The sequence below is a fragment of the Rhizorhapis sp. genome (assembly GCF_035276005.1).
Classification (GTDB): domain Bacteria; phylum Pseudomonadota; class Alphaproteobacteria; order Sphingomonadales; family Sphingomonadaceae; genus Rhizorhapis.
Genome location: NZ_DATEMB010000016.1, coordinates 1 through 25,348, shown reverse-complemented (window position 1 = coordinate 25,348; position 25,348 = coordinate 1). Strand labels below are relative to the sequence as shown.

Annotated in this window: 23 protein-coding genes, 1 tRNA gene and 2 pseudogenes; 14 read left to right on the top strand and 12 right to left on the bottom strand. The window is 63.0% G+C overall.

Annotated elements, in window-relative coordinates; translation table 11 throughout:
• The 7 genes and pseudogenes from VJS46_RS05095 to VJS46_RS05065 form a co-directional block, all read left to right on the top strand.
• A pseudogene (locus tag VJS46_RS05095) lies at window positions 1-595 on the top strand (MCE family protein); the annotation flags it as partial.
• Between the two features lie 8 nt (window positions 596-603).
• Complete coding sequence (locus VJS46_RS05090) at window positions 604-1,188, top strand: ABC-type transport auxiliary lipoprotein family protein (protein WP_324058263.1); 585 nt, start codon at window positions 604-606, stop codon at window positions 1,186-1,188.
• 101 nt (window positions 1,189-1,289) lie between these two features.
• Complete coding sequence (locus VJS46_RS05085) at window positions 1,290-2,402, top strand: glycosidase (RefSeq protein WP_324058262.1); 1,113 nt, start codon at window positions 1,290-1,292, stop codon at window positions 2,400-2,402.
• Window positions 2,399-3,991 carry an alpha-amylase family glycosyl hydrolase gene (locus tag VJS46_RS05080; protein ID WP_324058261.1) on the top strand — a complete coding sequence of 531 codons (1,593 nt, stop codon included), beginning with the start codon at window positions 2,399-2,401 and terminating at the stop codon, window positions 3,989-3,991. Before VJS46_RS05085 ends, VJS46_RS05080 begins: the two co-directional genes overlap by 4 nt.
• Window positions 3,988-5,034, top strand: coding sequence for a glycosyltransferase family 4 protein (locus VJS46_RS05075; RefSeq protein WP_324058260.1), 1,047 nt, complete (start codon window positions 3,988-3,990; stop codon window positions 5,032-5,034). Before VJS46_RS05080 ends, VJS46_RS05075 begins: the two co-directional genes overlap by 4 nt.
• Before the next feature lie 12 nt (window positions 5,035-5,046).
• The gene (locus VJS46_RS05070) at window positions 5,047-6,042 is read left to right on the top strand and encodes an oxygenase MpaB family protein (RefSeq protein WP_324058259.1); all 996 of its coding nucleotides are present in this window, start codon (window positions 5,047-5,049) and stop codon (window positions 6,040-6,042) included.
• Window positions 6,043-6,099: 57 nt separating this feature from the next.
• A tRNA-Val gene (locus tag VJS46_RS05065) sits at window positions 6,100-6,174 on the top strand.
• Window positions 6,175-6,264: 90 nt separating this feature from the next.
• Here the strand turns inward: VJS46_RS05065 and VJS46_RS05060 are convergent.
• From VJS46_RS05060 to VJS46_RS05035, 6 genes are all read right to left on the bottom strand, one after another.
• On the bottom strand, window positions 6,265-8,604 hold the full coding sequence (locus tag VJS46_RS05060) for an AAA family ATPase (protein ID WP_324058258.1): 2,340 nt from the start codon (window positions 8,602-8,604) through the stop codon (window positions 6,265-6,267).
• A gap of 248 nt (window positions 8,605-8,852) precedes the next feature.
• Window positions 8,853-9,185 carry a hypothetical protein gene (locus VJS46_RS05055; RefSeq protein WP_324058257.1) on the bottom strand — a complete coding sequence of 111 codons (333 nt, stop codon included), beginning with the start codon at window positions 9,183-9,185 and terminating at the stop codon, window positions 8,853-8,855.
• Complete coding sequence (locus tag VJS46_RS05050) at window positions 9,176-9,553, bottom strand: hypothetical protein (protein ID WP_324058256.1); 378 nt, start codon at window positions 9,551-9,553, stop codon at window positions 9,176-9,178. Before VJS46_RS05050 ends, VJS46_RS05055 begins: the two co-directional genes overlap by 10 nt.
• A complete protein-coding gene (locus VJS46_RS05045) occupies window positions 9,550-9,948 on the bottom strand; it encodes a hypothetical protein (RefSeq protein ID WP_324058255.1) in 399 nt (132 codons plus the stop codon). The genes VJS46_RS05050 and VJS46_RS05045 overlap by 4 nt, the downstream gene beginning before the upstream one ends.
• Complete coding sequence (locus VJS46_RS05040) at window positions 9,923-10,330, bottom strand: hypothetical protein (RefSeq protein WP_324058254.1); 408 nt, start codon at window positions 10,328-10,330, stop codon at window positions 9,923-9,925. The genes VJS46_RS05045 and VJS46_RS05040 overlap by 26 nt, the downstream gene beginning before the upstream one ends.
• Window positions 10,317-10,817, bottom strand: a complete 501-nt coding sequence (locus VJS46_RS05035) for a hypothetical protein (RefSeq protein WP_324058253.1) — start codon at window positions 10,815-10,817, stop codon at window positions 10,317-10,319. The genes VJS46_RS05040 and VJS46_RS05035 overlap by 14 nt, the downstream gene beginning before the upstream one ends.
• A gap of 226 nt (window positions 10,818-11,043) precedes the next feature.
• Here VJS46_RS05035 and VJS46_RS05030 point away from each other — a divergent pair, with 226 nt between their 5' ends.
• Genes VJS46_RS05030 through VJS46_RS05020 form a run of 3 tightly spaced genes read left to right on the top strand, consistent with a single transcriptional unit; the run spans window position 11,044 to window position 12,184 of the window.
• The gene (locus tag VJS46_RS05030; RefSeq protein WP_324058252.1) at window positions 11,044-11,547 is read left to right on the top strand and encodes a YfbU family protein; all 504 of its coding nucleotides are present in this window, start codon (window positions 11,044-11,046) and stop codon (window positions 11,545-11,547) included.
• 2 nt (window positions 11,548-11,549) lie between these two features.
• A complete protein-coding gene (locus VJS46_RS05025) occupies window positions 11,550-12,053 on the top strand; it encodes a hypothetical protein (protein WP_324058251.1) in 504 nt (167 codons plus the stop codon).
• Between the two features lie 5 nt (window positions 12,054-12,058).
• Window positions 12,059-12,184, top strand: a complete 126-nt coding sequence (locus tag VJS46_RS05020; protein WP_324058250.1) for a hypothetical protein — start codon at window positions 12,059-12,061, stop codon at window positions 12,182-12,184.
• A gap of 394 nt (window positions 12,185-12,578) precedes the next feature.
• Here VJS46_RS05020 and VJS46_RS05015 read toward each other — a convergent pair whose 3' ends face one another.
• The 5 genes from VJS46_RS05015 to VJS46_RS04995 form a co-directional block, all read right to left on the bottom strand.
• Window positions 12,579-15,029, bottom strand: a complete 2,451-nt coding sequence (locus tag VJS46_RS05015; RefSeq protein ID WP_324058249.1) for a DUF5906 domain-containing protein — start codon at window positions 15,027-15,029, stop codon at window positions 12,579-12,581.
• Between the two features lie 96 nt (window positions 15,030-15,125).
• Window positions 15,126-15,314, bottom strand: coding sequence for a helix-turn-helix transcriptional regulator (locus tag VJS46_RS05010; protein WP_324058248.1), 189 nt, complete (start codon window positions 15,312-15,314; stop codon window positions 15,126-15,128).
• Window positions 15,315-15,462: 148 nt separating this feature from the next.
• A complete protein-coding gene (locus VJS46_RS05005) occupies window positions 15,463-16,815 on the bottom strand; it encodes a site-specific integrase (protein WP_324058247.1) in 1,353 nt (450 codons plus the stop codon).
• 213 nt (window positions 16,816-17,028) lie between these two features.
• A complete protein-coding gene (locus VJS46_RS05000) occupies window positions 17,029-17,511 on the bottom strand; it encodes an SRPBCC family protein (protein ID WP_324058246.1) in 483 nt (160 codons plus the stop codon).
• Window positions 17,512-17,586: 75 nt separating this feature from the next.
• Window positions 17,587-18,108 (bottom strand): PilZ domain-containing protein, encoded by a 522-nt coding sequence (locus VJS46_RS04995; RefSeq protein WP_324058245.1) that lies wholly within the window; start codon window positions 18,106-18,108, stop codon window positions 17,587-17,589.
• Between the two features lie 466 nt (window positions 18,109-18,574).
• Here VJS46_RS04995 and VJS46_RS04990 point away from each other — a divergent pair, with 466 nt between their 5' ends.
• From VJS46_RS04990 to VJS46_RS04975, 4 genes are all read left to right on the top strand, one after another.
• Window positions 18,575-20,605 carry an elongation factor G gene (locus VJS46_RS04990; protein WP_324058244.1) on the top strand — a complete coding sequence of 677 codons (2,031 nt, stop codon included), beginning with the start codon at window positions 18,575-18,577 and terminating at the stop codon, window positions 20,603-20,605.
• 214 nt (window positions 20,606-20,819) lie between these two features.
• The gene (locus tag VJS46_RS04985) at window positions 20,820-22,445 is read left to right on the top strand and encodes a toll/interleukin-1 receptor domain-containing protein (protein WP_324058243.1); all 1,626 of its coding nucleotides are present in this window, start codon (window positions 20,820-20,822) and stop codon (window positions 22,443-22,445) included.
• Window positions 22,442-23,095 carry a hypothetical protein gene (locus VJS46_RS04980; protein ID WP_324058242.1) on the top strand — a complete coding sequence of 218 codons (654 nt, stop codon included), beginning with the start codon at window positions 22,442-22,444 and terminating at the stop codon, window positions 23,093-23,095. The genes VJS46_RS04985 and VJS46_RS04980 overlap by 4 nt, the downstream gene beginning before the upstream one ends.
• Window positions 23,096-23,111: 16 nt before the next feature.
• A complete protein-coding gene (locus VJS46_RS04975; protein ID WP_324058241.1) occupies window positions 23,112-24,584 on the top strand; it encodes a tetratricopeptide repeat-containing protein in 1,473 nt (490 codons plus the stop codon).
• A 28-nt stretch (window positions 24,585-24,612) separates the two neighbouring features.
• On the opposite strand, the pseudogene VJS46_RS04970 reads toward VJS46_RS04975, so the two are convergent.
• Window positions 24,613-25,209 (bottom strand): annotated as a pseudogene (locus tag VJS46_RS04970) (magnesium and cobalt transport protein CorA); the annotation flags it as partial.
• Window positions 25,210-25,348: the final 139 nt, after the last annotated feature.

Sequence of the window (25,348 nt, the reverse complement as noted above, 5' to 3'; positions counted from 1 at the left end):
TCCCATTGAAAATCCGGAAACGGAATGCCCGGATGGCGTTCCCGTCATCCCGACCAAACCCGGTGCGCTTGGTGAGCTTCTCAACAATGCTCCGCTGCTTGTCGAGCGGCTTTCGACGCTCACCGAGCGGCTGACGGAGTTGCTGTCCGATCGTAACCAGAAGAGCATCGCCTCTATATTGGACAATGTCGAGCGGCTGACCGGCTCGCTGGCCGACCGTTCGCCGGAAATCGCCGCGACCTTGGCCGAGGCGCGGGTCGCCATCCAGCAAGCCGGAAAGGCAGCCGAGGAATTTTCAAGGCTCGCCGCCACCAGCAACGACATATTGGACAAGCAGGGCCGGCCGCTGGTCGCCGATCTGCAGAAATCAGTGCAGGCGGCGCGCAGCAGCATGGAAAATCTTGACGCCGCCATTGCCGAGGCGCGGCCCGGCCTGCACACATTCTCCACCCGAACCATGCCCGAGGTCGACCTGCTCGTGCGCGATCTTCGCACAATGTCCCGATCGTTGAGCGTGGTTGCGGAAAAGATCGACCAGCAGGGGGCGGGATCGCTATTGGGGTCGCCCAAGCTGCCGGATTATGAGGGGAAATGAGACAGCCCATGCGCCACCTTCTTCTGCCGCTCCTGCTGGTTACGCCGCTTGCCGCCTGCGTCAATCTGGGGGGTAAACCGCCCGAAAGGCTCTTGTCGCTGACCGCAAAGGCCAGCCTTGATGGCGGCACCGTCCGCACCAGCACTACAGGCCGCAGCTTGATTGTCGGCGTACCTGAAACGCCCCGCATGCTGGATACCAATCGGATGCCGGTGCAGATGGACGATATCTCCGTCGCTTATGTGAAGGGGGGGCAATGGGTGGATCAGCCGGGCCGCCTGTTTCAGCGGCTGCTGTCGGAAGTCATTGCGGCAAAGACGGACCGGGTCATTCTGGACCCCGGCCTTTTCGGCGGCGAACCGGGGACCAGGCTGTCGGGCGAACTGCTCCGCTTCGGCGCTGACGCCCGCACTCGGCAAGCGGTGGTCACCTATGATGCAACCTTGCTTGGACTGGACGGATCCACGGTGATGAAAAAGCGGTTCAGCGCTACGCGGCCGCTCAACGGCATTGACGCTGCTGGGGTCGGCAACGCCCTTAATGAAGCCGCCAATGAAGTGGCTGACCAGGTGGCGGAGTGGGTCGGACAGTAAGCTGGGCTGAAAAATGCAATAGGTTGCCGGGTTATCCCGGCCTGCTGTGGAACCAGCGGAAGTGAAGGGGCGTTCCGGCTGGCCAGGAGCCTGTCATTCCAATGGACGATTTTCTGATCTTCCGTCCCGATGATGTCGACCTCAGCCAATCTCCCTTGCGCCGGGGTGTCGACGAACCAACTTTTGTGCTGGGAGCCTTCAATCCCGGCTTTGCACGCCTCCCCAGCGGTAATCTGATCATGATGGTGCGCGTGGCGGAAGCCTTGTCCGAACCGCTGCGTAACGAGCATATGCATTCGATCCGCTGGACGGAGGGCGGCTATATACTCGATCCCCATCCAGCGAGCGATCTTGACTTCGACGATCCGCGCCAATGCCAATTGAGAGGCAATGCGAACCGGCTGCTCACGCTGACCTCGCTGTCCTGGCTGCTTCCGGTGGAAGTGACGCCGGACGGACGCGCCATAGTTGCGGTCCATTATGACCGCGCCATTGCTCCTTCGGCGTCCTTTCAGGATTATGGAATAGAGGACGCGCGTATCAGTCTGATCGACGGAATTTACTATATGACCACCTGCGCCGTCAGTCCCGAGCGGCACTGCACGACGCTTTACACGTCGCGAAATGGCCTGGACTATGATCTGCAGGGCATCGTCCTTGATCACCAGAACAAGGACATGGTCCTGTTCGAAGGCAGGGTCGGCGGCAAGTTCATGGCGCTGACCAGGCCCTTGGGCGAGGTTTATTTCGCCTATCCTCCCGATAGCCCCTATGCGGGCGGCCCTTCGATCCACGTCGCCCAGTCGCCCGACGCGCTCCATTGGAAGCCGCTCGATGCGCCGGGCATCAGGGCGCGGAAAGGTTCCGCCTCCGCTGGCAAGGTTGGCGGCGGCAGCCAGCCCATCCTGACGGAGCAGGGCTGGCTTTTGATCTACCATGGCGTGGAGCCGCAGCAGACCGTCGGCATATATCGCAGCTTCTGGGCGCTCTTGGATGCGGACGATCCTTCACGCATATTGAGGCTGGAGGACGATGAACCGTTGCTGGAGGCGAATGCGGCGCTGACGGCGGATCTGACCGACCGGATGTATCTGCCCGCGCCAGTGGTTTTCACGACCGGCGTTGTGGACGCCGGCGATCACTATATCGTTGCAAGCGGCGAGGCGGACCTTGCATGCCGGATCACCCTGCTTCCCAAGGCGCGCTTCGCATGAGCTGGTGGGAAAGGGCGGTCATCTACCAGATCTACCCGCGTTCCTTCCAGGATTCCAATAGCGACGGCATCGGCGACCTTAAAGGCATAGAGCAGCGGCTTGATTATCTGGTGGAACTTGGCGTCGATGCCATCTGGATATCGCCCATCTTTCCATCGCCCATGGCGGACTTTGGCTATGATGTGGCGGATTATTGCGGCATCGACCCGCGCTTTGGCACGCTAGGGGATTTCGACGCACTGCTGGCCTCAGCACATCAGCGCGGATTGAAACTGTTGCTGGATTTCGTGCCCAACCATAGCTCGGACGAGCATCCCTGGTTCCTTGAAAGCCGCTCTTCCCGCGATAACCCCAGGCGGGACTGGTACATCTGGCGCGATCCGGCGCCGGGCGGCGGACCGCCCAATAACTGGATCAGCGACTTTGGCGGTCCGGCATGGGAATGGGACAAGGCGACCAGCCAATATTATTATCACGCCTTCCTGAAGGAACAGCCGGACCTCAACTGGCGCAACCCCGCGGTCGAGCGGGCGATGCTGGATGTCTTGCGCTTCTGGTTCGACCGAGGCGTGGACGGATTTCGGATCGACGTGCTCTGGCACATGGTGAAGCATGCCGATTTTCCCGATAATCCCCCAAATCCGGCGTTTACCCCAGCCATGGGCGAAATGCATCAAGTGCTGCAGCTCCATTCCACCGACCAGCCTGAAGTGCATGGCATAGCCGCAGAGATGCGGGCGGTCGCCGATAGCTATGGCGAACGCGTGCTCATCGGCGAGATCTATCTGCCCGTTGAACGGCTGATGGACTATTATGGCCGGGAACGGCCGGGCGTGCACCTGCCCTTCAACTTCCAGTTGATCGAGGCGCCATGGGAGGCCCGAAGCCTTGCGGAACTGATCGCGGGATATGAGGCGGCGCTGCCGGAGGGCGGCTGGCCCAATTGGGTGCTCGGCAATCATGACCGGCCCCGCGTGGCCGCCAGGCGCGGTGAGGCGCAGGCGCGGGTCGCGGCCATGCTGCTGCTGACGCTGCGCGGCACCCCCACCATTTATTATGGCGACGAGCTGGGGCTGTCGGACGTCCTCATTCCGGCCGATGAGGTGCAGGATCCGCGCGAATTGCGAGAGCCGGGCCTGGGACTTGGCCGCGATCCGGTAAGAACCCCAATGCCCTGGAGCGATGCGCCCTTTGCCGGGTTCAGCAAAGCCGTTCCCTGGTTGCCGCTCAACTTGGATTGGCGGGAGCGCAATGTGGAACGCCAGCGGCGTCAGCCGTCATCCATGTTGCGATTTTATCAGCAACTCATCTCCCTGCGCCACGAGAAGAAGGCGCTTTGCATCGGGGCTTTCCTGCCGGTCGAGGCCGAGGGCAATGTTCTCGCCTATGAAAGGCGGTATGGGCAGGAACGGCTGCTGATCCTGCTCAATCTCGGCTCGGGTCAAGAGCGGTTCGTACTGCCCGAATGGGCAGCAGAGGCGCGGCCGCTTCTCTCCACGCTGAAGGGGGTGCCCCGAAGGACTGGGCGGGCACTTACCCTGCGTGGGGACGAAGGCGTGATCCTGGCGGCTGAAGGGCAGCGCCAATGAGAGTCGCCATGCTTGCTCCCATCGCCTGGCGGACGCCCCCCCGGCACTATGGGCCATGGGAGCTGGTCACCAGCCTGCTCACCGAAGCGCTGATTGCACGCGGCGTGGACATCACGCTTTTTGCGACGCAGGACAGCTTCACCAGCGGCGCATTGGCGGGCGTGTGTCCGCGGCCCTATTCCGAGGACCCCAGCATCGATGCGAAGGTGTGGGAGATACTTCACATCGCTCACCTTTTCGAGCGCGCGGGCGAGTTCGACCTTATCCATAATCAGGCGGACTTCGTGCCGCTTGCCTTTTCGCGCTTGGCCGACACCCCCATGCTGACCACCATTCATGGTTTTTCGTCGGAGCGCATCCTGCCTGTTTTCCAGACCTATCGGGACCGGGTGCATTATGTCGCGATCAGCGAGGCGGACCGGCACCCTTCGCTGCCCTATGCCGCCACCATATATCACGGCATCCGGCTGGAGGATTTCCCTTTCGATCCCGAGGGGAGCGAAGACCTGCTCTTCTTCGGCCGCATCCATCCCGACAAGGGCGCTGCCGAGGCGATCGCCGCGGCAAAGGCGGCGCGGCGGCGGCTGCACATGGCAGGCATCGTTCAGGACCATGCCTATCACCAGCACGCGGTCGCGCCCTCGATCGACGGCGACCAAGTGATCCATCATGGACCGGTCGGAGGCGCTGACCGCGCCCGGACGCTTGGATCTGCCCGCGCGCTGCTGCACCTCATCAATTTCGAAGAGCCCTTTGGTCTGTCGGTGATCGAAGCCATGGCTTGCGGCACACCGGTCATTGCGTTCAATCGCGGGTCCATGCCGGAGCTCATCGAGCATGGCGTAACCGGCTTCCTTGTGAATAGCGTTGAGGAGGCAGTGGCTGCGATCGACCGCGCCGGGGAAATCGACCGGGCCGCCTGCCGCGCGCATGTCGAGCGGCATTTCACGGTGGACATCATGGCGGACCGCTATCTGGCGCTGTACCGTTCCATTCTTTCCGGCCGGGGCATTGGCGAAGCGGCCGACTCTGATTATCTTTGAGGTCCAGTTTATATGGATCCGTTCGTCCCGGGCGAAGTCGAGGGACGCTGGCTTGGGCAGCGACCTGTCCCGGCTTCGCTCGACACGAACGGAGGTCAGTCAACAGGTAGAGTCGGAGCCATGCTCGGCATCCGTACAGGCATAGAGAAGCAGGTCCATCATCTGGTGGGCTTTGGTTCGGGCGAAATCGACCTTGACCGCCCGCCCGGCGATCCGGGCCTTTTCGGCCCTGCTTCGGCCGCATGGAAAGTGCATGGCGACTTTGCCACGATGATGATCGGCGGCCTTTCCGCCCTGCTCATGCAGATGCTGCATCCGGGCGTTCTGGCGGGTGTGTGGGACCACTCGAATTTCCGGGAGGACATTCTGGGGCGGCTGCGGCGGACGGCGCAGTTCATTGCCGGCACGACCTATGGATCGACGGGTCAGGCACTCGCCCTCGTCGAAAGGGTGAATGCCATTCATGACCGCATTCACGGCTTCATGCCGGACGGACAGCCCTATTCAGCGCACGACCCGGAGTTGCTGGCCTGGGTTCATGTGACGGCAGCCACCAGTTTCCTGAAGTCCTATGTGCGTTACCGGGCACCCTGGTTCCCGGCTTCAGCGCAGGATCGCTATTTCGCCGAGATGACAGAGATTGCAAGACGCTTGGGCGCTTCGCCCATTCCGCAATCCCTGGCTGAGGCTGTCGCGCTGATGGAAGACATGCGGCCGAGCCTCGCGGTCGATGGGCGGACGCGGGAAGTCGCCCGGGCGCTTCTCCTTCCGCGCTCGGCCCATCCGGGACCGTTGCTGTTCCAATCCGTCACCAACAGCGCCGCTATCGACCTGCTGCCGGAATGGGCGGCGCGGATGCATGGCCTGCCAATGCCGCGAGCCGCGCGGCCAGTGGTAAGAGGCGGCGCCCAAGGCGTTGCAATGGCGCTTCGCTGGGTCTTGCGCGACGGATCGGCCCGCCGCGCCCGGCAGCGGGTCAGGCGGGAAGGAAATGCAAATCCCGTTTGAGCGCCTTGACTCCTGCCGCGCGCAATGCCAACGGGAGCCTCCCCGGATTCATCCGGCGGGCGCGTAGCTCAGTGGTAGAGCACACCCTTCACACGGGTGGGGTCGCAGGTTCAATCCCTGCCGCGCCCACCATCTTTTCAAGCACTTAGCTGGAAAGATGGTCCCACCATTCCACGCCGGGGTATTCTAGGGGTAGCGATTCATCCGCTACCCCTCGAGATTTTACGACACAGGAGCGGCCGCCGCAGCGGCACCATTCGAGGCAGGCGGGCTCGATGCGGGCCGCCGCGCACCGATGAGCTCGAGGGCGTCGGTAGCCACCACCCTCACTTCTTCGGGGCCGAGTGTCCGGGTGCTTCCCGTGTTGGCATTCTCGCCGTGGTGATCGTCACACGTCGCATTGTTGCAGCGGTCGAGCTGCGTGAGGTCCCGATGGCAGGGGTGCGACGATCCCTCGCTCGCAATCGCCTTGACGATGGAGCCGAGGTTTTGATCGGGGGTGAAGTACGCCCGGTATCGCCTGTAGTGCGTCTCGAGGACCCGGCGCACCGTGAGGACAACCTTCGCGTGGTCGCCCTCGTTCCGATCAACGTAGGCGGTCAGCTCGTCAATCATCTCGATGTGCCGAGCCCGACAAAGGAGGTCCAAGTCCACCACCGAAGCCTCCGACCATTGGCCCCCGGTGGCGAAGTCGATCTTGAAGGCCGCGCATGGGGTGCCCACGCAACGAGCCTCGATGTCGAGGAGCAAGTGCTCGTCGTGGGACAGCACGATCATTTGGCGGCAGCGGCCGCACAGCTCCTTGATGACCTCGACCGTCATGTACCGGCGATGGCTGTCGTGGCTGCTTAGCGGGTCATCGACCACCACTGTCTTCCCGGCGAGGCCCGTGTCGCTGTCGAGCATGGCGAGGAAGAAGGCGAAGGCGAGCGTGGTCTTGTCCCCGGCCGAAAGCGTGTTGCGAAAGGAGGGAATGGCGTCCGCCTGCCGCCCCCGTCCGCGCGCGACGGTTTCGCCCTTGATGAGCAGCCCGTAGTCCACTTGGCCCGAGTTACCCTGCATACTGTTGGTGATCTTTGAGATGGTGAAGCTCGCGCCGAAGCGGCCGAGGTAGTGATTCACGCGGCTGTGGTACTGCGCGGCCGAGGCCTCGTTCACGTCCTTGAGCTTCTTCTGGATGTAGGTCCGGGTCTTGCGCGCCCGCGCGTCCCGCTTCTTCGCGCGGAAGTAGGCATCGACCCGCTTCTGGACCCCCACGTCATGCCGGGCGATGCGCTTCTTCACGTTGTCGCGGGTCGCCTGTGCGACCGCCAAGTTGGTCGGTGCGGCGGTCGAGACCTTAGCGGTAGCCGCGTTGATGGCGACAACGGCCTCATTGTAGGCATTGATAAGGTCGGTCGCGGCCGTGAGCTTGGCGGCGATCTCGGAGAGCTCCGCCTCAGCCTCGAGCTTGTCCAGCGGTGACGCGCGCTTCTTGTCGCATAGCGCCTTGGCCGCCTTGTGGGCGTCCGCGATCACGGGGCCGAGCTCGGCCATCTCGGGGAGTGGCTTATCCAGCCGGACGTATTCGCCCCATTTGCGGGCCGCCTCGGCATTCGTCTCGACCTTGGCCGTCAGGCCGGTGCGGGTGTCCTCGCCCAACGCAGTCTCGACCTCGCCCCCGAGCTCGCGGACCGTCCCTAGGTGGGCCTTGTAGGTGTCCCCGAAGATTTGCCCGTACAGCGTGACCATACCCGCCTGATCCACATCCTCGCGCCCACAGAAGGGGCAGGAGTCATCGTGGATGTGCTCCAAGCCGTAGCCGATCCACTCCTCGGCCTTCTTGTCGAGGTGGAAGCGGGTGAAGTGCTCGAGCAAGCGGTCCCGAGCCGAGGTATCAATGTCAGCGATGGTGCTGGCGAGGACGGCGGCCATCCCGGCCGGGAGAGCGGGGACGGGAAGCTCCTCGAGCTGCTTGAGGGCGGCGATCTTGTCCGCCTGCTGGACCGCCTTCACGGCGCGCTCGGCATCCTCGAGACGCTTGTCGTAGTCGGGGTTGGGCGCCAGCGCGAAGAACTCGTCCAGCCCCATGTCGGCGGGTTTGTCCTCGGCAAGGGCTGTCTCGGCCGCCTTCAATTCCGCAGCCGTCTTGCGGTTGATCTCGTTGAAGCGCTCGAGGTGGGTTGCCAGCCGAACCCCGTCCTTGCCGATGATGACGGAGAAGAGCCCGCGATCATGGGCGAGCTCGGTCAGCTCCCCCGCATAGATGTTGTCGGCAATGAACGTGGTGTCGAACACCTCAATTGGTGCGCTCTTCGACTTCCACTTGCCGTTGTCGAAGCGGATGTTCCCGGCGTCAGCGATGAGGGTAATGTCCGGTGCGGCCCCGCCGTTGCCCAAGGACTGACGAGCGAGGACGGTGTTCGAGCAACCGTCCCGCGCCGCTCGCAGGACGGACGTGAGGGTCGATTTGCCCCTCCCATTGCCCGCGTAGAACAGCGTGAGCTGGGCGAGCTTCGGAGAACCGGGAGTATCGAACGCGCGCAACACCCCCACGTTGCGAATGACGAACTTGCTGAACATGAATGAATAGCTGACTCCAAATCGCAATGGAGTCAAAGCTGTTCGCAGTTTTGTTCAGTATCGGTGCAATCAAACCGCGTAGGGGCTCACCTCCCCGGCGCGGTTGGTACAGGGCAGGCAGAGCCGATGGTGGGCGCCCTCGCTCTCGAAGGGCCTGCGGCATCGCAGGCAGGGCCGGGTCACGGTCTCCGGCTTCTCCCCGTCTGCGTTGCGCCGGAGCCGGTAGGTCTTGCCCGCATTCGACACTGCTAGGCGACCAGCGACCGCATCATGCCGAGGGCGCGCAACTGTCCACGGGACAGGCCCTCGAGCGCGACGAGCTCGGCCGTGTCGGGGGAGCGGATAACGTCCACCCAGACCTCTCCCTTGGCACCGGGCTGGCACAACAGCCCAAAGAAGGCACCGAGCTCGGCCGCCGGGACCTCGAACAGCCGCGCGATCTTGCGGACGATGGCGACCGTGGGCCAGCGGCTCGGCTCATTCAGCCGGGCGTCGATCAGCGCGGCCAGGTGGGCATCGCGGGTGCGGTCATCGAACAGTGCGAGATAGCCGTTGCGGAAGCTCTCCGGGCTCAGGTCCATTGGTCGCTCGTCTCATAGACAGCATCGGTGCGGACCTTGCGGAAGGCGACCTCGGCCGAGCGCTCGGCACAGGCGAGCTCGATCAGCACCGGGTCGGTGCCGGAGTGGTCGAGGAGGGCCTTCCCCGGCGTGATGCCCTTCTCCACGGCGATCTCCCCGGCGCGGGCCATAATGGCGTCGCTGTACTCGGCCGCCTTATACAGCGGCTCCGCCGTCCCGGCCGCCACCTCGGAGGCGTTCTTGCGCAGTGCCGCGCCCGCGCTCTTCAAGAGCACGGCAACCGCACCCTTCTGTGCCGGGCGGTCCACGGTCGAGACCTCGGTGACGGTCATGTCGCGGACGATCATCTTCTTGGTGGCGGTGGTCATGTCACTGGTTCCTTCGGCTGGGGTTGCGGCTCGGAGGAGAGGTCATTCTCGACCTGCCGGGCTATGAGGTTGGCGATGGTCTGGGCCTTCGCCCGGGACTGACGCGGCTGATTCAGGTGGCGGAGGAGGTCCGGCGCCCCGAGCTCGAGGTCCTGCAACAGCGTGCCGCGAAACTGGTGTGTCAGCCGCGAGCCGGAGTAGGCCTCGCTGCCGTGGCGCTGGCGATACTCAGCGAGGAATGCGCGGTCGGCATCGAACAGGGCGTTCATGGCCTCCCCGGCGGCCGCGATGGCCTTCGAGAAGCGCTCGGCCGCTGCCACCTTTTCGGCTGCGATCTCGCGCAGGCGGTCCGGCTCCGGGCTCGCTGCGTCAGGCGACTTTCCGAATATTCCCATGTTGGTCTCCTTCTTGTCCGATGGTGGTGGTGTTGCCCAAGGACGCGCGCAGCGATGCGATCACGTCGCGCGCCTCGTCCGGCTCGAAGCCCGCGTGCTCGAGGTCAGCGCGGCGCATTCGCCAGAAGTGTTCATCGAAGAGCGGGCGCTCGGCCTCATCGCGGGCGCGCGCCAGCACCCAGCGGTCATAGACCGTCACCGGCTCGCGCTCGCCGCGTATCAGGCGGTCCTCATCCCACAGGACGGCGAGCTCGGGGACAGGCGGGGCCTTCTCGCCCATCTCCATCATCAGGGAGATGCGAAGCGCCCGGCGGCCGTCCGGCCCCATCATCTGGCAACCCACCATGAAGGCGAGGAGGTCGAGCGCGCTATCCCGGTTCATGGTCGATCACCCGGACCGGCGGTGGCAGCGAGCGCAGACCCTCAGCCATCTGCAAGGCGACTTTCGCCACGGCATCGCCCAAGACACCGGCATCGAGATTGTGCGTCACGCGGCCGTTGACCGACACGCTCGAGATTTCACGGTATGCGGGCAGCAGGGCCTTGGCGCGGAGCTCTAGCAGGCGGTCGCTGTACTTGGTGACGTACCCGACAACCTGCTCACGATAACGGCCGCCGTAGATGGGCTCCAAGTACCCCTCCTGCGCTCGGCGGAAGAGCTCGTGCTCAACGTCCGCCTTCGCGGCCTCCATCGCTTCGTCCCACTGCCGGGCAAACTCGGGGTCACGCTCGCGCTCGTCCTTGAAGGTCTGCAAGGCACCGTACCGGCTGCTGGCGCGGGGACTGGCGGCGCGGGCGGCCCGGGCGAGGATGCCGTGACGCTCCAATTCCTTGAGGAAGGCCCTCTTGCGGCGGTCGGTCAGCTTCATGCCCGGAGAGTAGCTGGCGAGGCCAACGGAGCGAACGGCGGGGCATTGATCGCAGGGGCCGCGCTACCCCTCGCCGCTACCCCCTGTGCAGGGGCGCGGTGGCGGACATGGAAACGATGGAACGGTGGCGGGCGGCCCGGTCCCTCGGGAGGGTCAGCTCCGTCTGGCAGCTTGCGCCGAACCGATCACCAAGTATGAGTCGGCTCAACATTGAATGAGGGTTGTCATGGAATTGACGAAGAAAGAGCGGCTGTCGTTCATTTATCAGCTACGCATCCTCGAGGCCCTGTATCCTGACGAGGCTGATTATTACGCAAAGAACAGGACCGCACTCGAGGAAGGCTACACATACCATTACGATTGGATGGTTGAGCATCTCTATGACGAGTTGAGCGAGGAACAGTGCCGTGAGGTGATCGACATCCTCGATATGTACAGCGAAATCGCTTGGGGCCTCGAAAAGCTAGACGAAGGCGACGAGCTCAAGAAGCACCATCTAGCGCGCTTCCCCGGCTTCGATGGAAACAACGAGACGCACCTCATGGCATACGTGCGCTATTTCGTTGTCGATCTCGACCGCTTCTCCATTCTAAAGCACGACGAGTACCCCTACTTCAACAGCCACTGCCCGATGCTCGAGACCTACCGGAAGATGCTCGAGCGGTGGCGCGCCTTCGGAAATAGGCACCAGCTAGGTCGCGAACAGATCGCCACGCTTCTCGGGGCCTGACTGTGGACAGTGATACCGTCACATGGATCGGCACGGCGTTTTCAATCATAGGCGCCGGCATTGCGATACAGCAGGCATATGTTGCCGGAAGCGCAGCAAAGCGGGCCGAAAAGGCACGCAAGGCCATCATGGGCAAATACGAGCATGGCGAACTAGGTGTACTCGACGGCGTACTGTCTGCCGCCTTCAAAGCGATGGAGAAGTATGGCCCGGGCTGTCGCGCTTCTTCGCTACGGGGCACCTCCCCCGATAGCGATGCGATTGCCGTCCGAGCTTTTACAGCGGCACTCGACCGTCATACCGAGATGCTGACAAAGACCTTCGGCGGCCCCTGCGCGGATGTACGGGACCGCATCAACGGCCTGCTTGATGAATTTGGCGCCGCAGCGACGGCTGACGAGCGCCTGCCCAAAGGTAAGGCGATCTACTTGGAGATCACCACCTTCAGCGGCAACATGAAGAAGGCGATGGACGCAAGAACCTTCGACCCGAACACAGCAGGATAGCCCCGTTGAGATCGCCCAGACAGGACATGATGAAGGCTGACCGCTACCCCTCGCCGCTACCCTCGGCCGGACTGGCATCGCTGCACCTTGGAAACGATGGCGCAGCGCCCGGCGGCCTTGTCCTCGGATAGGGTCAGCTCCGGCCCCTGCCGGGCGATGGTGCGCCAGCGATCTCGCGCCCGCGCGCGTTAGGGCAGACGGTGACAACGGCGGGCGGCGGAAGCCCAAACACGTAAGGGCTCCGCATATCTCACCGGAAGCGACTATCCGACTGCAAATCCGACTGTGCTAAAGCCCTCTCTTTATTGTTCTTTCTTCAGACACAGTCGGATAGTCGGAATAGTCGGCAGTTTCGACCGGAGAGCGGCTCAGGGGATTACGTCCCTGTTTGGGCTTCCCGGGTCTCCGAACCGGAATTGTCCGACTGTTGCGACTATCCGACTGCGTTGGGCCTAAAGTCATGAATTCGCAGGTATTCCGCACAGTCGGATCGAAACTGCTATCCGACTGACCGGCCCGAAGCGACTACTTGTCCGGCTTGACCCACTCCGCCCGGCTGTCGAAATCCCAGCCGTCACCGTATCGCTTGATCCACGCGGCCCGCGCCTCGGCTAGGTCGGGGAATATCCACCCCCGGGCGGTTGTTCTGCCTGGCTGGATCAGGCCGGGCCGAAAGCCCTGTTTCCGCAGGAAGCGGCCGAGGGCGGGATCACTCGCCTTCAGACTTGGCGCCGCCAATCGCATGAGATCGAACAGTCCCGGTCGATCATATGTTCCAATAGAGCGGCGGAACCCGCTCTGTTCTCGAGGTGCATCGTCGCTGCCGTCAACTTTCACCTGCCACGGCTCGACCAGTCCCGGAATGACCCCGCTTTTCAGAACGTCAAGCCACCACTCTTCCTGCGGCAAAAGGCTCTGTTCCTTCTGGTCACGGAGGGCATCGGTTTGCGGGATTTCCCGCACCTCGTAATCGGACAGGTCCAGCGTCAACAGGAAGTGCAACAGCGCCTCCCGGCCGCCCTCGTCCATTGCTTTATGTAAGGCGCGAAAATAGACTTTGTCCTGCTTCTTGCCGTCGCCAACGTCGAGAATGAAGTATCGCCGTTCGTCCGCACCGGCTGGCACCACCCATTCATCGTTCGATGCCATTATCAGGTGAACGTAATTCGGCGCGACCTCGGCATCTATGCCCTTGCCCTCAACGATCAAGGTGTCCTCGGTCACGAGGGTCTTGAGGGTGCTTTCGTGCTGCTTGTCGCCCGCATAGAAGGCCTCGTCAGCGAACAGGACGACGCAATCGCGCAAGTGCGCGTTGAACTGGCCCACCAGATGCTTCGCGCTGCTGATGTGAAGGAAATGGCGGCCCCAGAGCGATCCGAATATCTGCGCGACGGTGCCCTTGCCGGTTCCGCGCCCGCCGCGAAGCACCACGGCCACGTGGCCCTGTTCACCGGGGTTCTGCACGGCGCGAGCCATCCAGCGAACGAGGTACTGGTAATGGTCCTCGTCCCCCTGACAGACGTTATCACGCAGATGCTCGAGGAATAGCCGGTGGGCGTCACCCGGCAAGGCATCGCAGGCGAAACCCTGCCACAGGTTGTAAGCCTCGGGCACCTCTCGACCCGGCGCGAACACCAAAGTCTCGAACTGGCGACGCATAGGGTGTTCCAGCCACCACTTGCCCGCTGGAGCGTACACCGGCGCGCCTTCCTTGGTCTGGCCGATCTGCACCTTGATATTCATGTAGCGGTTGCGGAAGTCCTCAAACGACTGCTTGGAAATGCGGGTGCGGGGCCGGGCAAGGTTCCGGTCGAGCACCTCTCCAACCACCCGGCACTTGCCGCCGATGTCCGAGATAACTGCGTGACGCTCGTTGAGCTTCCGCAGCATCGGTTCGCATACCTCTTCGCGTGCGCGTTCGATCTGGCGGGCCGCGTATGCCATCGACCTCTTCTGAGCGAGGGTGTGGGCCGAGATGCCAAAGTCGGGGTCGGTTATTACCGCCGCGATGGTGTCGTCATCGCATCCGGCGCGCACGAGCTCGCAACAGACAGCGAAGGTCACCTCTGAGCGGCTCGAATACCGCAACTGGTCATCGGGATCATCGCCCTGCACGATCAGCATTCGCGTCCGCTGGGACACTTTCTCGGGCAGCTCATCGAGGTCCTTCAACCGGCGCAAGTTGCCGCTGATCTTGACGGTCGGTGCGACCAGCCCGCCGTCATCATTCTGGATGCGCGGGGCGGCCGTGAACTCATGGAGCGTGTACACCCGATCATCGTGCCGCTCGAGCACGCTTGCCAGCCGAGGGACCCGGCCATTCTTGCGCTTCTTCTCGCTGGGCCGGTTGATCGTCCCCGGAAGGCGCATGATGCGATCGCAATTGTGGCAACTGTCCCCGCCCAACAAAATCTCGAGCTGTTGGTTGTAGGCCTCCGCCTCTTCGGCCGCCGGGATGTTGCCGCCGATGTACTGGCCCGGTTCCTCCAGTCGCCACAGGCCTTGCAGGCCTCCGCCGCTGTCGATGACGAGCGAGGGCGGCGGCGTGAATGCCTGTAACGCTGCCAAGATGCGCTGTCGCTCCTGCTCAAACCATTCCCCGGGCTCAGTCTCGTCCCCGTCCGGCTTCTTCCCCGGGTCAATGTCGACGTGGAGCCACGAAAGGTTCTCGACATCCTCCTTCTTCGCCTTCGAGGTCAGCTTTGTTCGCGCCGGGTTGACCATAAAGTAGAGGTTCATCCCGTCAGCGGTCTGCTGCTCGAGCCAGCGCCGCGCCTTGTCCTCGGTGTCCGGGCCGAATGTCGCGGTGCGCGTGGGCCCACGGTCCGGCGGGATGGCGGTTAGGGTCCAATGTCCGTCAGGCCGCAACCATTTCAGGTGGGCAATGGCATCTTCGAGGCATGGCTCGAGGGCGGTGGTGTTGTCCGCAACGCTCGGCTCTTCGCCCCCGGAGCCGGAATCAGTATTATGGCTCACGGATGAGCTCTCCTCTCGTCCGCCGATGGAACCTCCGGCCGTCCGTCTCACTCCTTCGAGGCGGGCGGCCTTTCCTTTCGGCATAGGAAATGCCGATCAGGCGGCGAGCTTCGCTTCCAGCCACGCGACCACCTCTGACCGAAGCCAAACAACGCGATTGCTGCCGATGCGCCGCTGCTTGGGAAACTCGCCCTTCTTGGCCATCGCGTAGATGGTCGATTGCGAGAGGGTGGTCAGCTCGATCACACCCCGCAAGTCGAGGACGAGCTGATTGTCAGTACTCATGTTCCGATCTCCTCGCTTCGGTTACGAAAGGAAGCGAGGAGCTATTAATTACGCTATTTGAGCCGGGTCGAGCGAATGTTCGTGTCCTATCCCCGCTATGGGTCGGAAATGATTCAGTTATCCCCGCTACTACCCGTGATGCGCTGCGTTACTTGCCAGCCCACAGCTTACCCCATGCCTCAAGCGCGGCGCGTTTCTCATCGAGGTACGAATAGCGGTTGTAGGTCCCGGCGACACCGGCGACCACGTGGCCGAGGACCCGCTCAATGTGTTCCTGGGCCACGCCGAGGCGGGCCATGTGCGTGGCGACAGAGCGGCGAATGTCGTGCAGGGTCCAAGGCTGCATCGGCTCGAGCTCGACCTTCTTCGCATTCTTGGCGATCTTCGCATCCAAGGCCGCCTTCGCCTTCGAGAAGCCGCTGAACGGCCGCTCTCCCCCCGTGGTCGTGAACATGAAGTCGCCACCGTTCCACTTGGGCAGGGCCTCGACCAACGCCCACCCCGGAGCGGATAGCGGGACCACGTGCGGGCGCTTGGTCTTGTAGCTGGCGGCCGGTATCTCGACCGCGCGCTGTTCCTTGTGGATCCATCCGCGCTCGAGCCCGGCGATCTCGGAACGGCGCTGGCCGGTCAGGATCAGCAGTCGGACCATGTCACCGAAGGGGAAGGCGGCGTCCTTCGCAGCGGCCCATATCTGGCCCAGCTCCTCGATTGTCAGGACCCGCTCACGTGAGACGTAGCCCAGCTCGGGCCGCTGCATCCCGGCGAGCGGGTTGGCGGCAATCAGCCCCCGGTCCGCTGCCCAGTTGAACATCCGGGTCAGGTGCTTGCGGACCTCCCGGGCGATGGAAGCGCCGCTCTCCTCGATCACCTCGTCCAGCATCTCGTGCGCCTCGGCCCGGGTGATGGTTTCGATCAGGCGCCCGCGCCATTTCGGCGCGACGTGGTCAGCGAGGAGGCGCTCGGCCGGGCAACGGCCGATCTTGCGGGGCTTTGCTGTCTCCACCGGCGCGGCATCCGCCCCGGCTCCGGCCTCTGCCTGCTTCTTGGCGAGCTCCTCCTGCGCTTTCGCCCATCGGCCATCCTTGGTGTTGGGCTTGGCGTACAACTCAACGAAGCGGTCCAGCACGGCCTCGAAGGTGCGCGTCTGGCGCTGCTCGACCTCCTCCGCCTTCACGGCCGCCGGGTCGATGCCATCGCCTGCCTGTTCGAGTACCTCCCGGGCCTTCGTCCGGGCTTCGGCCAGCGACACCTTGGGGTAGGCCCCGAGGCTCAGCCGCTTCATCTCCCCCCGCTTTCCGTCCGGCTGCACGACACGATAGAGCATTGACCAGCTCTTTTTGCCGCTCTTGCCCACGCGGATGCGAAGCTCGCGCACAATGTCGTCCGCGATCTCCGAGCGGGTGCCTGCCTTCACCGCCAGCGCCTCGAGCCGCTTCTCGGTCAGCCGCTCCCGCGCCCGCTTCTCTTTCACCTTGGGCGCTTCTGCCACCGTAGCCATTCCACCGAACTCCTTTCAGGGGTAGCGCTAGGGGTAGCGCGGGTCCCGGTTTGGGCAGGAACACATCGGAACCGCCCGGAGCCAATTTAGCTGTAAAGCCTCAGAAACGCTAGTGTTTATAGGAACGCCTCGAAACCCACGGGAAGGGGTATCTTGTCCTTCACACGGGTGGGGTCGCAAGTTCAATCCTTGCCGCGCCCACCATTCCCGGCGCTATTTATACATATCTGCCCGCAGGTTGATGCCGTGCTCGATCCAGGCTTTGAGCGCACAGAGCATCTGCGCCCAGCCCTGGCAATTGCCATAGCTCGCCTGTAGCGCGGCCTGATTTTCGCGCCAGCCCTCCTCCATGATCTCGACCAGCGTACGATTGCCGTCAATCGGAGTGAAGTTCATGGTCACGCGCGTCTTATAGTCGGCGGGCGTCATTTCGCCGCCCTCCACATTGGGTGCCTCCCCTTCGCTGGCGGCCCATCGCAGGACGATTTTCCTGTCTGGCACAACCTCCTCCACCTCCACCGGAAAGGCGCCGGGATAATCGTGGAAATCCCATGTTACCGTCTCCCCGGCCTCCAGCCGCCCAACTGCTCCGCCAGTCGTGAAATAGGCGGAAAGCTTGTCCGGATCGGCAACGGCTTCAAATACCTCATGCGCGGGCCGGGAAATGCGGGCGGCCACTCTGAACTTGAGTTCCATCACCATTCTCCCTTGAGTCCTGCCCATTTTAGGGCCGATGCAGGCCAGATGGAAACCCGTTCCGCCCCATTCGCCCTAAAGATGCGGCGCGACGTTCGCGAAGGTGGAGGCCAGTTGCTCGTAGAGCAGGCTACCGGCTATCACCGCGGCGGTAAGGCTGCAGAGCAGGATGACGCCGAATTCCATGGCGGCAGAGATGCGGCGGCTGCGCTCGACGCGGGCGGCGATTTCCGCTGCCGTCAGCGGGTTGCGCCTTGGAACCGCAGGACGAACGGCATCCGGCAGTTTGGGGGTTGTCCATCCCGTATTCATGCCGGCGATGGCGTCGACATTCATCGGCTCCCTCGTCTGCACGCCAAATTTCCGGTCCTTCGACCAGATGACGCGTGCCACGATGGTATGGCGTGGGAGGAAGATTTCGACATAAGTGCCCCGCGGCGGGGGCGAGGCCGCCTGCAACAGCATTCCGCGAGACGAAATATTGCGGACGCAAATGTCCGCGGGGCGGCCTCCGGTCCTCATCTGGGCTTTCAGGAAGACCTGCCGGCGCGGCTCCCGTTCCTTCAGCCCGTTTTGGGGGGTGGCCAGAAAAGTCATGCGGCGTCCGATGTAGATCCCGAAAAATGCAAACATCCTCGGGCTCCGCGAAATACGAGGCCGGAATAATTTCGCGTGCGGAAGAATGAAGACGCCATAATGACTGCCTCAGTTGACTCGGCCAGCTTAGATTTTGGCCATCTTCGTGACAAAAGAGCAATCGGTTTCATTTATCTAGTGGGAGATATACCTAGAGCATCGTGCGCAAAAGTGGGAACCGGTTTTGCGCGAAAAACGATGCGACAACAAAGAATTAGAGCGCACGCCCGCGTCAGATTAAACGCAGCGCGCTCTAATTGACTGATGCAGGGTTAAGATGAGACCGGCCTCTTCTCTTTCCAGTCCATGCTCCAGCGTTCGGCACGCGGGCCGCGCTTTTCCATAATAGGGTCTTGCGCTCGGCCGTTTATCGGCCGATCCTTCGACTCTCGATTACGCAGCTCTGGCCTTCTGGACTGGGAGAGCAATGATGGTCGGCACAAGCAATAATGGAAATGGGAAGAGGGTAAGGGCTGTTGCTCTTGTCGGGCCAGCAGGCGCCGGCAAGACGAGCCTGGCTGAGGCGCTGCTATCTGCCGCGGGCGCGATCGACCGGCAAGGATCCGTCGACGCAGGCAGCACGGTCGGCGATGGAAGCGCGGAAGCGCGGGCGCGCGGCGGGTCTACGGAGCTTAACCTGATGCGCTTCGAATGGCTGGAGGATTCCTTTCTGCTCGTGGATTCCCCCGGTTCGGCGGGTTTTGCCGCTGATGGGGGGCTGGCGGTCAAGGCTTCCGATCTGGCGCTGGTGGTGATCGACCCCGATCCCCAGCGCGCGCCGTTGGTGGAGCCGATATTGCGCCAGCTTGAAGCGGCCGCCATTCCCCATGCCCTGTTCGTCAACAAGATCGATCAGGCGCACGGGAATATCGAAGACTTGCTGACCGCGCTCAAGCCGATGAGTGCGGCTGCGCTGGTGGCGCGGCAGATCCCCATTCAGGAGGGGGAGCAGATTACCGGCTTTGTCGATCTCGCGCTTGAGCGGGCCTATCATTACCGGCCGGGCAAGCCGTCCGAGCAGTTTCCGCTCGATGAGGATCTGCGGGAACAGGAAGAGGCAGCTCGCTTCCTGATGCTGGAAAAGCTCGCCGACCATGACGACACGCTGCTCGAACAGCTTCTGTCGGATGAGGTGCCAAGTCTGGAACTGGTGTTCGGGGATTTGGCGCGGGAGACTCGCAGCGGCTTGGCGGTACCGGTCCTGTTCGGGTCGGCGCTGAACGGCTATGGGGTCCGCCGGCTTTTGAAGATGCTGCGGCATGACGTGCCTGCGCCCGCCGAAACCGCCGAGCGGCTCGGCATCGACAATGCCAATGGCCTGGTGCTCAAGATTTCGCATGGCAATGCTATCGGCCGCCTGGCGCTGACGCGTATTTTCAACCGCCCTTTGACCGAGGGAGCAGAAGTCGCCGGTCCAGATGGACAGCCGGTGCGGGCAGGGGCACTTTTTGCCCTGCAAGGGTCGGCGACCAACAAGATTGGCCGCGCCGAGCCGGGCGACATCGTTGGGATCGCGAAGACAGAATCGGTGCGTGCGGGCGACCTGCTGGGAGCGAAGGGGCGCATCGCCGTGGAGCGCCCGGTGACGAACTGCGCGCTCGCCGTCGCCGTGGAGAACCACAAGGATGAGGTGCGGCTGTCGACGGCGCTCAACCGTCTTGCCGAAGAGGACCCGGGACTGCGCTGGGGACAGAATGGCGGCAATGAGACGCTTTTGCACGGCATCAATGACGAGCATCTGGCCGTTGCGCTTGAACGGCTGAAACGGCGTTATGGGGTCGGTGTGACGGTGCACAGGCCCGGCACTTCCTACAAGGAATCGGTACGCAAGCCAGTCACCCAGCGGGGCCGTCACAAGAAGCAGTCGGGCGGGCATGGCCAGTTTGCGGACGTGACCGTCGAGTTGCGGCCGCTCGAGCGCGGCGAGGGTTTTCGCTTCGACGAGCGGATCACCGGCGGCGCGGTTCCCAAGCAATGGATTCCCGCAGTGGAACAGGGCGCCCGCGACGCACTGGCAAAGGGACCGCTTGGCTTTCCCGTCGTCGATGTCGCCGTGACCCTTACGGACGGACAGTTCCACAGCGTCGACAGTTCCGAACTTGCCTTTCGGACGGCGGGCCGGATCGCCGTCTCTGACGCGCTTGCCGCTGCCGTGCCTTATCTGCTGGAGCCGGTATGCCATGTGACCGTTCAGACGCCCGGTTTCGCCACATCGCGAATCGGTTCAGCGGTGGCCAGCCGGCGAGGGCAGATGCTGGGGATCAGCCCGCTTGAAGGCTGGTCCCGGTGGGACGTGATAGAGGTGCTGCTGCCGGAGTCGGAACTGCATGGGCTGGAGGCGGAACTGCGCTCATTGAGTCAGGGCATGGCGCGCTACGAAGCCCATTTCGACCATCTTGCCGAGGTGGGGCACAAGCTTGCCGGGGAAATCGTACAGCGTCAGCATGAACTGACCTGATCTCCGTGGAGGTGGTAATTTTTCACAGCGTGATCTGTGTCACAGTATCGATCTTAAATCTTTAGTAATAGATCAGTTGCGACCCGACGGGCGTCGGAACTTTTTTCTTCGGCGTCCCAATCCTTTGCCCGGCGAACTCCGGTTCGCCGGGCTTTTTTCGTGAAACAGCGCGCAGGTGCAACGATTGAGGCTTGCATGACCGGCCGGCTCTGACATGTTGTCGCGCCTCAGGCAGGCCGAGGAACTGAAATTGCGGGAAGGGGACAAGCAAGCCGGTGGAGCACCGCGCTTTCGCGCTTTCTTGAGCTACAGCCATGCCGACGCTTGCGCGGCGCGGCGGCTGCACCGGCGCCTTGAAACATATCGCCTGCCGCGCCGCTTGCGGCAGGGCATGGTGCCATCTTCCTGCGCCTCTTCGGGACGGCTGGGGCCCATCTTTCGCGACCGTGAGGATTTCCCGGCGGCTCAGGACCTGTCCTACGCGGTGAAGCAGGCATTGGCCGAGTCGGATAAGCTGATCGTTCTCTGTTCCCCCGATGCAGCGCTGTCGTCCTGGGTGGCGCAGGAAATTGCATTGTTCCGGCAATTGCATCCGGGGCGGCCGATCCTTTGCGCCCTGATCCGCGGCGAGCCGGCGGAATCCTTTCCCTCTGCCCTGAATTCCGGAGCAGAGCCCCTTGCCGCCGATCTGCGGCGCGAGGGCGATGGGGCGCGGCTTGGCTTCCTGAAGATTGTCGCGGGTCTGGCCGATGTGCCGCTCGACGGGCTGATCCAGCGGGATGCTCAGCGGCGCCAGCGGCGCGTGACGGCCATCACGCTCGCCGCTTGCCTCGGAGTGCTAGTGATGAGCGGGATAACGGCGCTCGCCGTCACTGCCCGCAATGAGGCCGAGCGGCAGCGGAGCGAAGCCGAAGGGTTGATCGAATTCATGCTGACGGACTTGAGGTCAAGACTGAAGAGCGTGGGGCGGCTGGACGTCATGACCTCCGTCAACGAACGCGCCATGTCCTATTATGAAAGTCAGGGCGATTTGTCGCATATGCCCGATGCCAGCCTGGAAAGACGGGCGCGCATCCTGATGGCGATGGGCGAAGATGATGACAAGCGGGGCGAAATCGATTCGGCGCTGGAGAAGATCAGCGAGGCACATCGCACGACCAAAGCCATATTGGCCCGCAAACCCGATGATCCTGAAGCCATATTCGCCCATGCCCAAAGCGAATATTGGCTCGGCTATCTCGCCTATGTTCGGCAGCAGCGGCTGGAGGCGAGGAACCGGTTCAGCGCCTATAAGCGGCTGGCCGATCAATTGGTGAAGGCGGACCCGCGCAATCCCGACTGGCTTCGGGAGGCCGGCTATGCGGATGGCAATCTCTGCTCGGTAATGCTGCAAAAGCCGCAGGAGCCGAAGGCCGCGCTCAGGCATTGCCGCAGCGCCCTGCATCAGATGCAGGCAGTGGCGCGGCTGCTCCCCGGGGACAGCGCCGCCATATTGGACGTCGCCAATCGCCATGCCTGGCTTTCCGACGCCTGGAAGGCCAATGGCAATTGGCAGGCTGCCTTGTTCCATCGCGCCGAGCAGGAACGGTTGCTCCGGCCGTTGGTGGAGGCTGATCCTCACAATGCCGACTTGAGGGAATTCTGGATGCTGACCCAGATGACCTATGCGGAGCTTCTGTCCCTCAGAAACAGGTTGGCCGACGCCCGCCCGCATCTGGCGGAGGCCAGTGCCTATGCGACGCAACTGATGCGCCGCGATCCCGAAAATGAAAAATGGAGCGCATGGCGCCGCCGGGTCGCAACCCTCGAAGAATCTCTTGAAGAAGGAGAAATGCGATGACGGCCCTCGATATGCAGAGATATGAATCTTGTGGATTTCCAAATGCCAGGCCCTTGGCGGACCGGCGGCCGGGCAATGCCGAACCCGCCACCGTGGTGGTCGGGGAAGTCGCGCTGACGGTCGAGAATGGCGTGATCCGGATCGGCTTTTCCCGCGGGCATAAGCCGGTCAGGATCAGTGGCCGGCAGGAGTTTGAAACAATCCTGAAGGAAGTCGCGCTCGGCAAATATGAATATACGGATTTGAAGCCCCGCTGGCTGCCGGATCTCTCCCTCGGGATCAAGGACAATTGCTATGTCGTCATGCGCCTTAGCAGTGACCTCAACTGGCAATTCATACGGGACGCAGCGCCTTTCTCGCTGTCTCCGAGCGCGAATTCCGATATTTATTACGATGCCACCCGCGTTGATGCAGAGGGCAATATCGTTCCTACGCGGGATTCCTGTGGGCGGCCCGTGGTGAAGGATGGATGTATGACGGCCTTCTTCATCGCTGATGGAAAAACGGCGATGGAACATCATAAGGACGGCTTCATTCACCACTATAATATCAATCTGGAGATCAGGGGAACCGACGAACATGGCGGCGTGGCTTGGCAGCCCTTGGTGATCGATCCCGACATCCGGAATCCGGGAGTCTCTTTCAAATGAACGGAGCGGTTCAGCAGTGACATCTCTCGCCTTGATCCGCGGTCTGGCCCGTGCCGGCGCAACGCAACGTGCCTGGGCGCTGTTCGAGGCGGAGGGATATGAAGCGCGGAGCCAGGATAGCGACGCCCTGACGCTGAAAGGGCGCCTGCTGAAGGATCGTGCCCGGCTGGCGTCCGGGCCGGAACGGGTGCGGCTCTTTGGAGAATCGGAAAGCGCCTATGCGCAGGCGGCGGCCCTTGAACCAGCCACTTATCCGCTGATCAATGCCGCAACGGTGGCCCTGCTGGCAGGCAAGGGGAGGCGCGCGCAGGCGCTCGCCGGGGAAACGCTGGCGCTGCTCGACGGCGGGAATGTGAAGGGTGAGACGCCTTATTGGATCGCTGCCACCCGTGCCGAAGCGCTGCTCATAATGGGGAAGACGGCCGAGGCGCGCGCGGCGCTCGCCGAGGCGATGAAGGAAGCGCCGGAGGCTTGGGAAGATCATGCTTCGACGCTGCGACAATTTGAATCGCTTCTCACCGAGCAGGGTGAAGATGCCTCCTGGCTCGACCGGCACCGGCCACCGGTAAGCCTTCATTTCAGCGGCATATTGGGCGTTGCGCCGGACGACGCCCTCGCCGCCGCCGAAGTTGATAAGGCGGTGCTTGCGATAAAGCCCGGTTTTGGCTTTGGCGCCCTGGCCGCTGGCGCGGACATATTGATAGCCGAGGCGCTGATTCGGCAAGGCGCGAGCCTGCATGTGATACTGCCCTGTCCGGTGGAGCTGTTTCGTGCGCAATCAGTGGTGGGGGTGGATGCAGCCTGGGGTTCCCGTTTCGATGCGCTGATCGAGGCCGCTGAAAGGATCGATACACCCGGCGATTATGACATTCTCTCGCCCGCTACCATTGGTCTGGCGGATGAGATGGCGATGGGGCTTGCCCTGCGGCAGGCCAGGATGATGGACAGCCGTGCCGTTGCCCTGCGCCTGCGGGACCGGGCAGACGGCGAGGGAAGCGTAACGGAGGCGGACCGCTTGTGGCAGCGCGCTGGCGATCGATTGGTGTCGCTCCCGGTCACCCGTGCCATCGCCGCGCCCTCCCTGCCGGACGCTCCCGATCTGGCCAATATGGCTTTGGCCGCCGTCGACAAGGCCGCCGATGTCAGGCTGAAAGCCGATTGGGAGGGAGAATGTTCGGGCCATCGGGTTCTGGCTTTCGCCGATCCCGCCGCCGCCGCCGCTGCGGCGCAGACCATCGCGGGCGAGCAGAGCGGGGGCCGCATCGGCCTTGATTATGTGGCGGCCGATCCAGCCGGCCCCTCCCAGGCGCCGCTCGAAAGGCTTCTGCTTGTCATGGCTGCCGGCCGGTGCAGCATTCCGGTGGCGACCGCGCCTTTTGCGCTGGCGCTCGCCCTTCATGCGCCGCAGTTCCACTGCGAGCCGGCAGGGGAGATCAAGGCCAATATCGGCGATGTTCCCTATTGGAACATCTGGGCGTCCAGGGCCTGACCGGTTCAGCCGGGCAGCACGGTCGCCATCATAGCCACCGCGCCCTCTTGAAGCGGACGTAAAGGCCGGTGCACAGCATTGCGATCACACCCAGCACGACGAAATAGCCATCATGTGTCCGTAATTCAGGCATGTTGTGGAAATTCATGCCATAGATGCCCGCTATGGCGGTGGGCACAGCCAAAATGGCGGCCCAGGCTGCAAGCTGCCGGGTGATGGCGCTTTGCCGCTGTTGTTCAAGCAGGTTGCTCGCCTCGAATACGGAGGTCAGGATTTCGCGCAGGCTGCCCACGCGCGTATCCACACGGCGGACATGGTCCAGCACGTCGCGGAAATAGGGCCGCACCTCCGGGTCAAGATAGGGCAGGTCGAGATGGGTCAGGCGGGAACATACTTCCGCCATGGGGCTCATCACCCGCTGGAACCGGATGAGCTCGCGGCGATGGTTGAAGAGGCCCCTGACTTCCTCCCGCTCCAAAAAGGCGTCCAGCGTGCGCTGCTCCGTATCGAGCACTTCCTCCTCTATCCCCTCCACGATCGGCAGATAGCCGTCAACGATGAAGTCCAAAATGGCGTGGAGGACATAGTCCACTCCATGCCTCAGCAAATGCGGTGCCGCCTCAAGCTGGACCCCTCGAAATACTACTGGCGGATAACGTCGCAGGATGATTCAATGCCTTGACGCGACAGCGGAGGCAGGAATGGCAGGGCAGCCGGGTTTCTTTGATTTATCGGACCGCTATGAGGCCTTGAGCGCGGCGGGC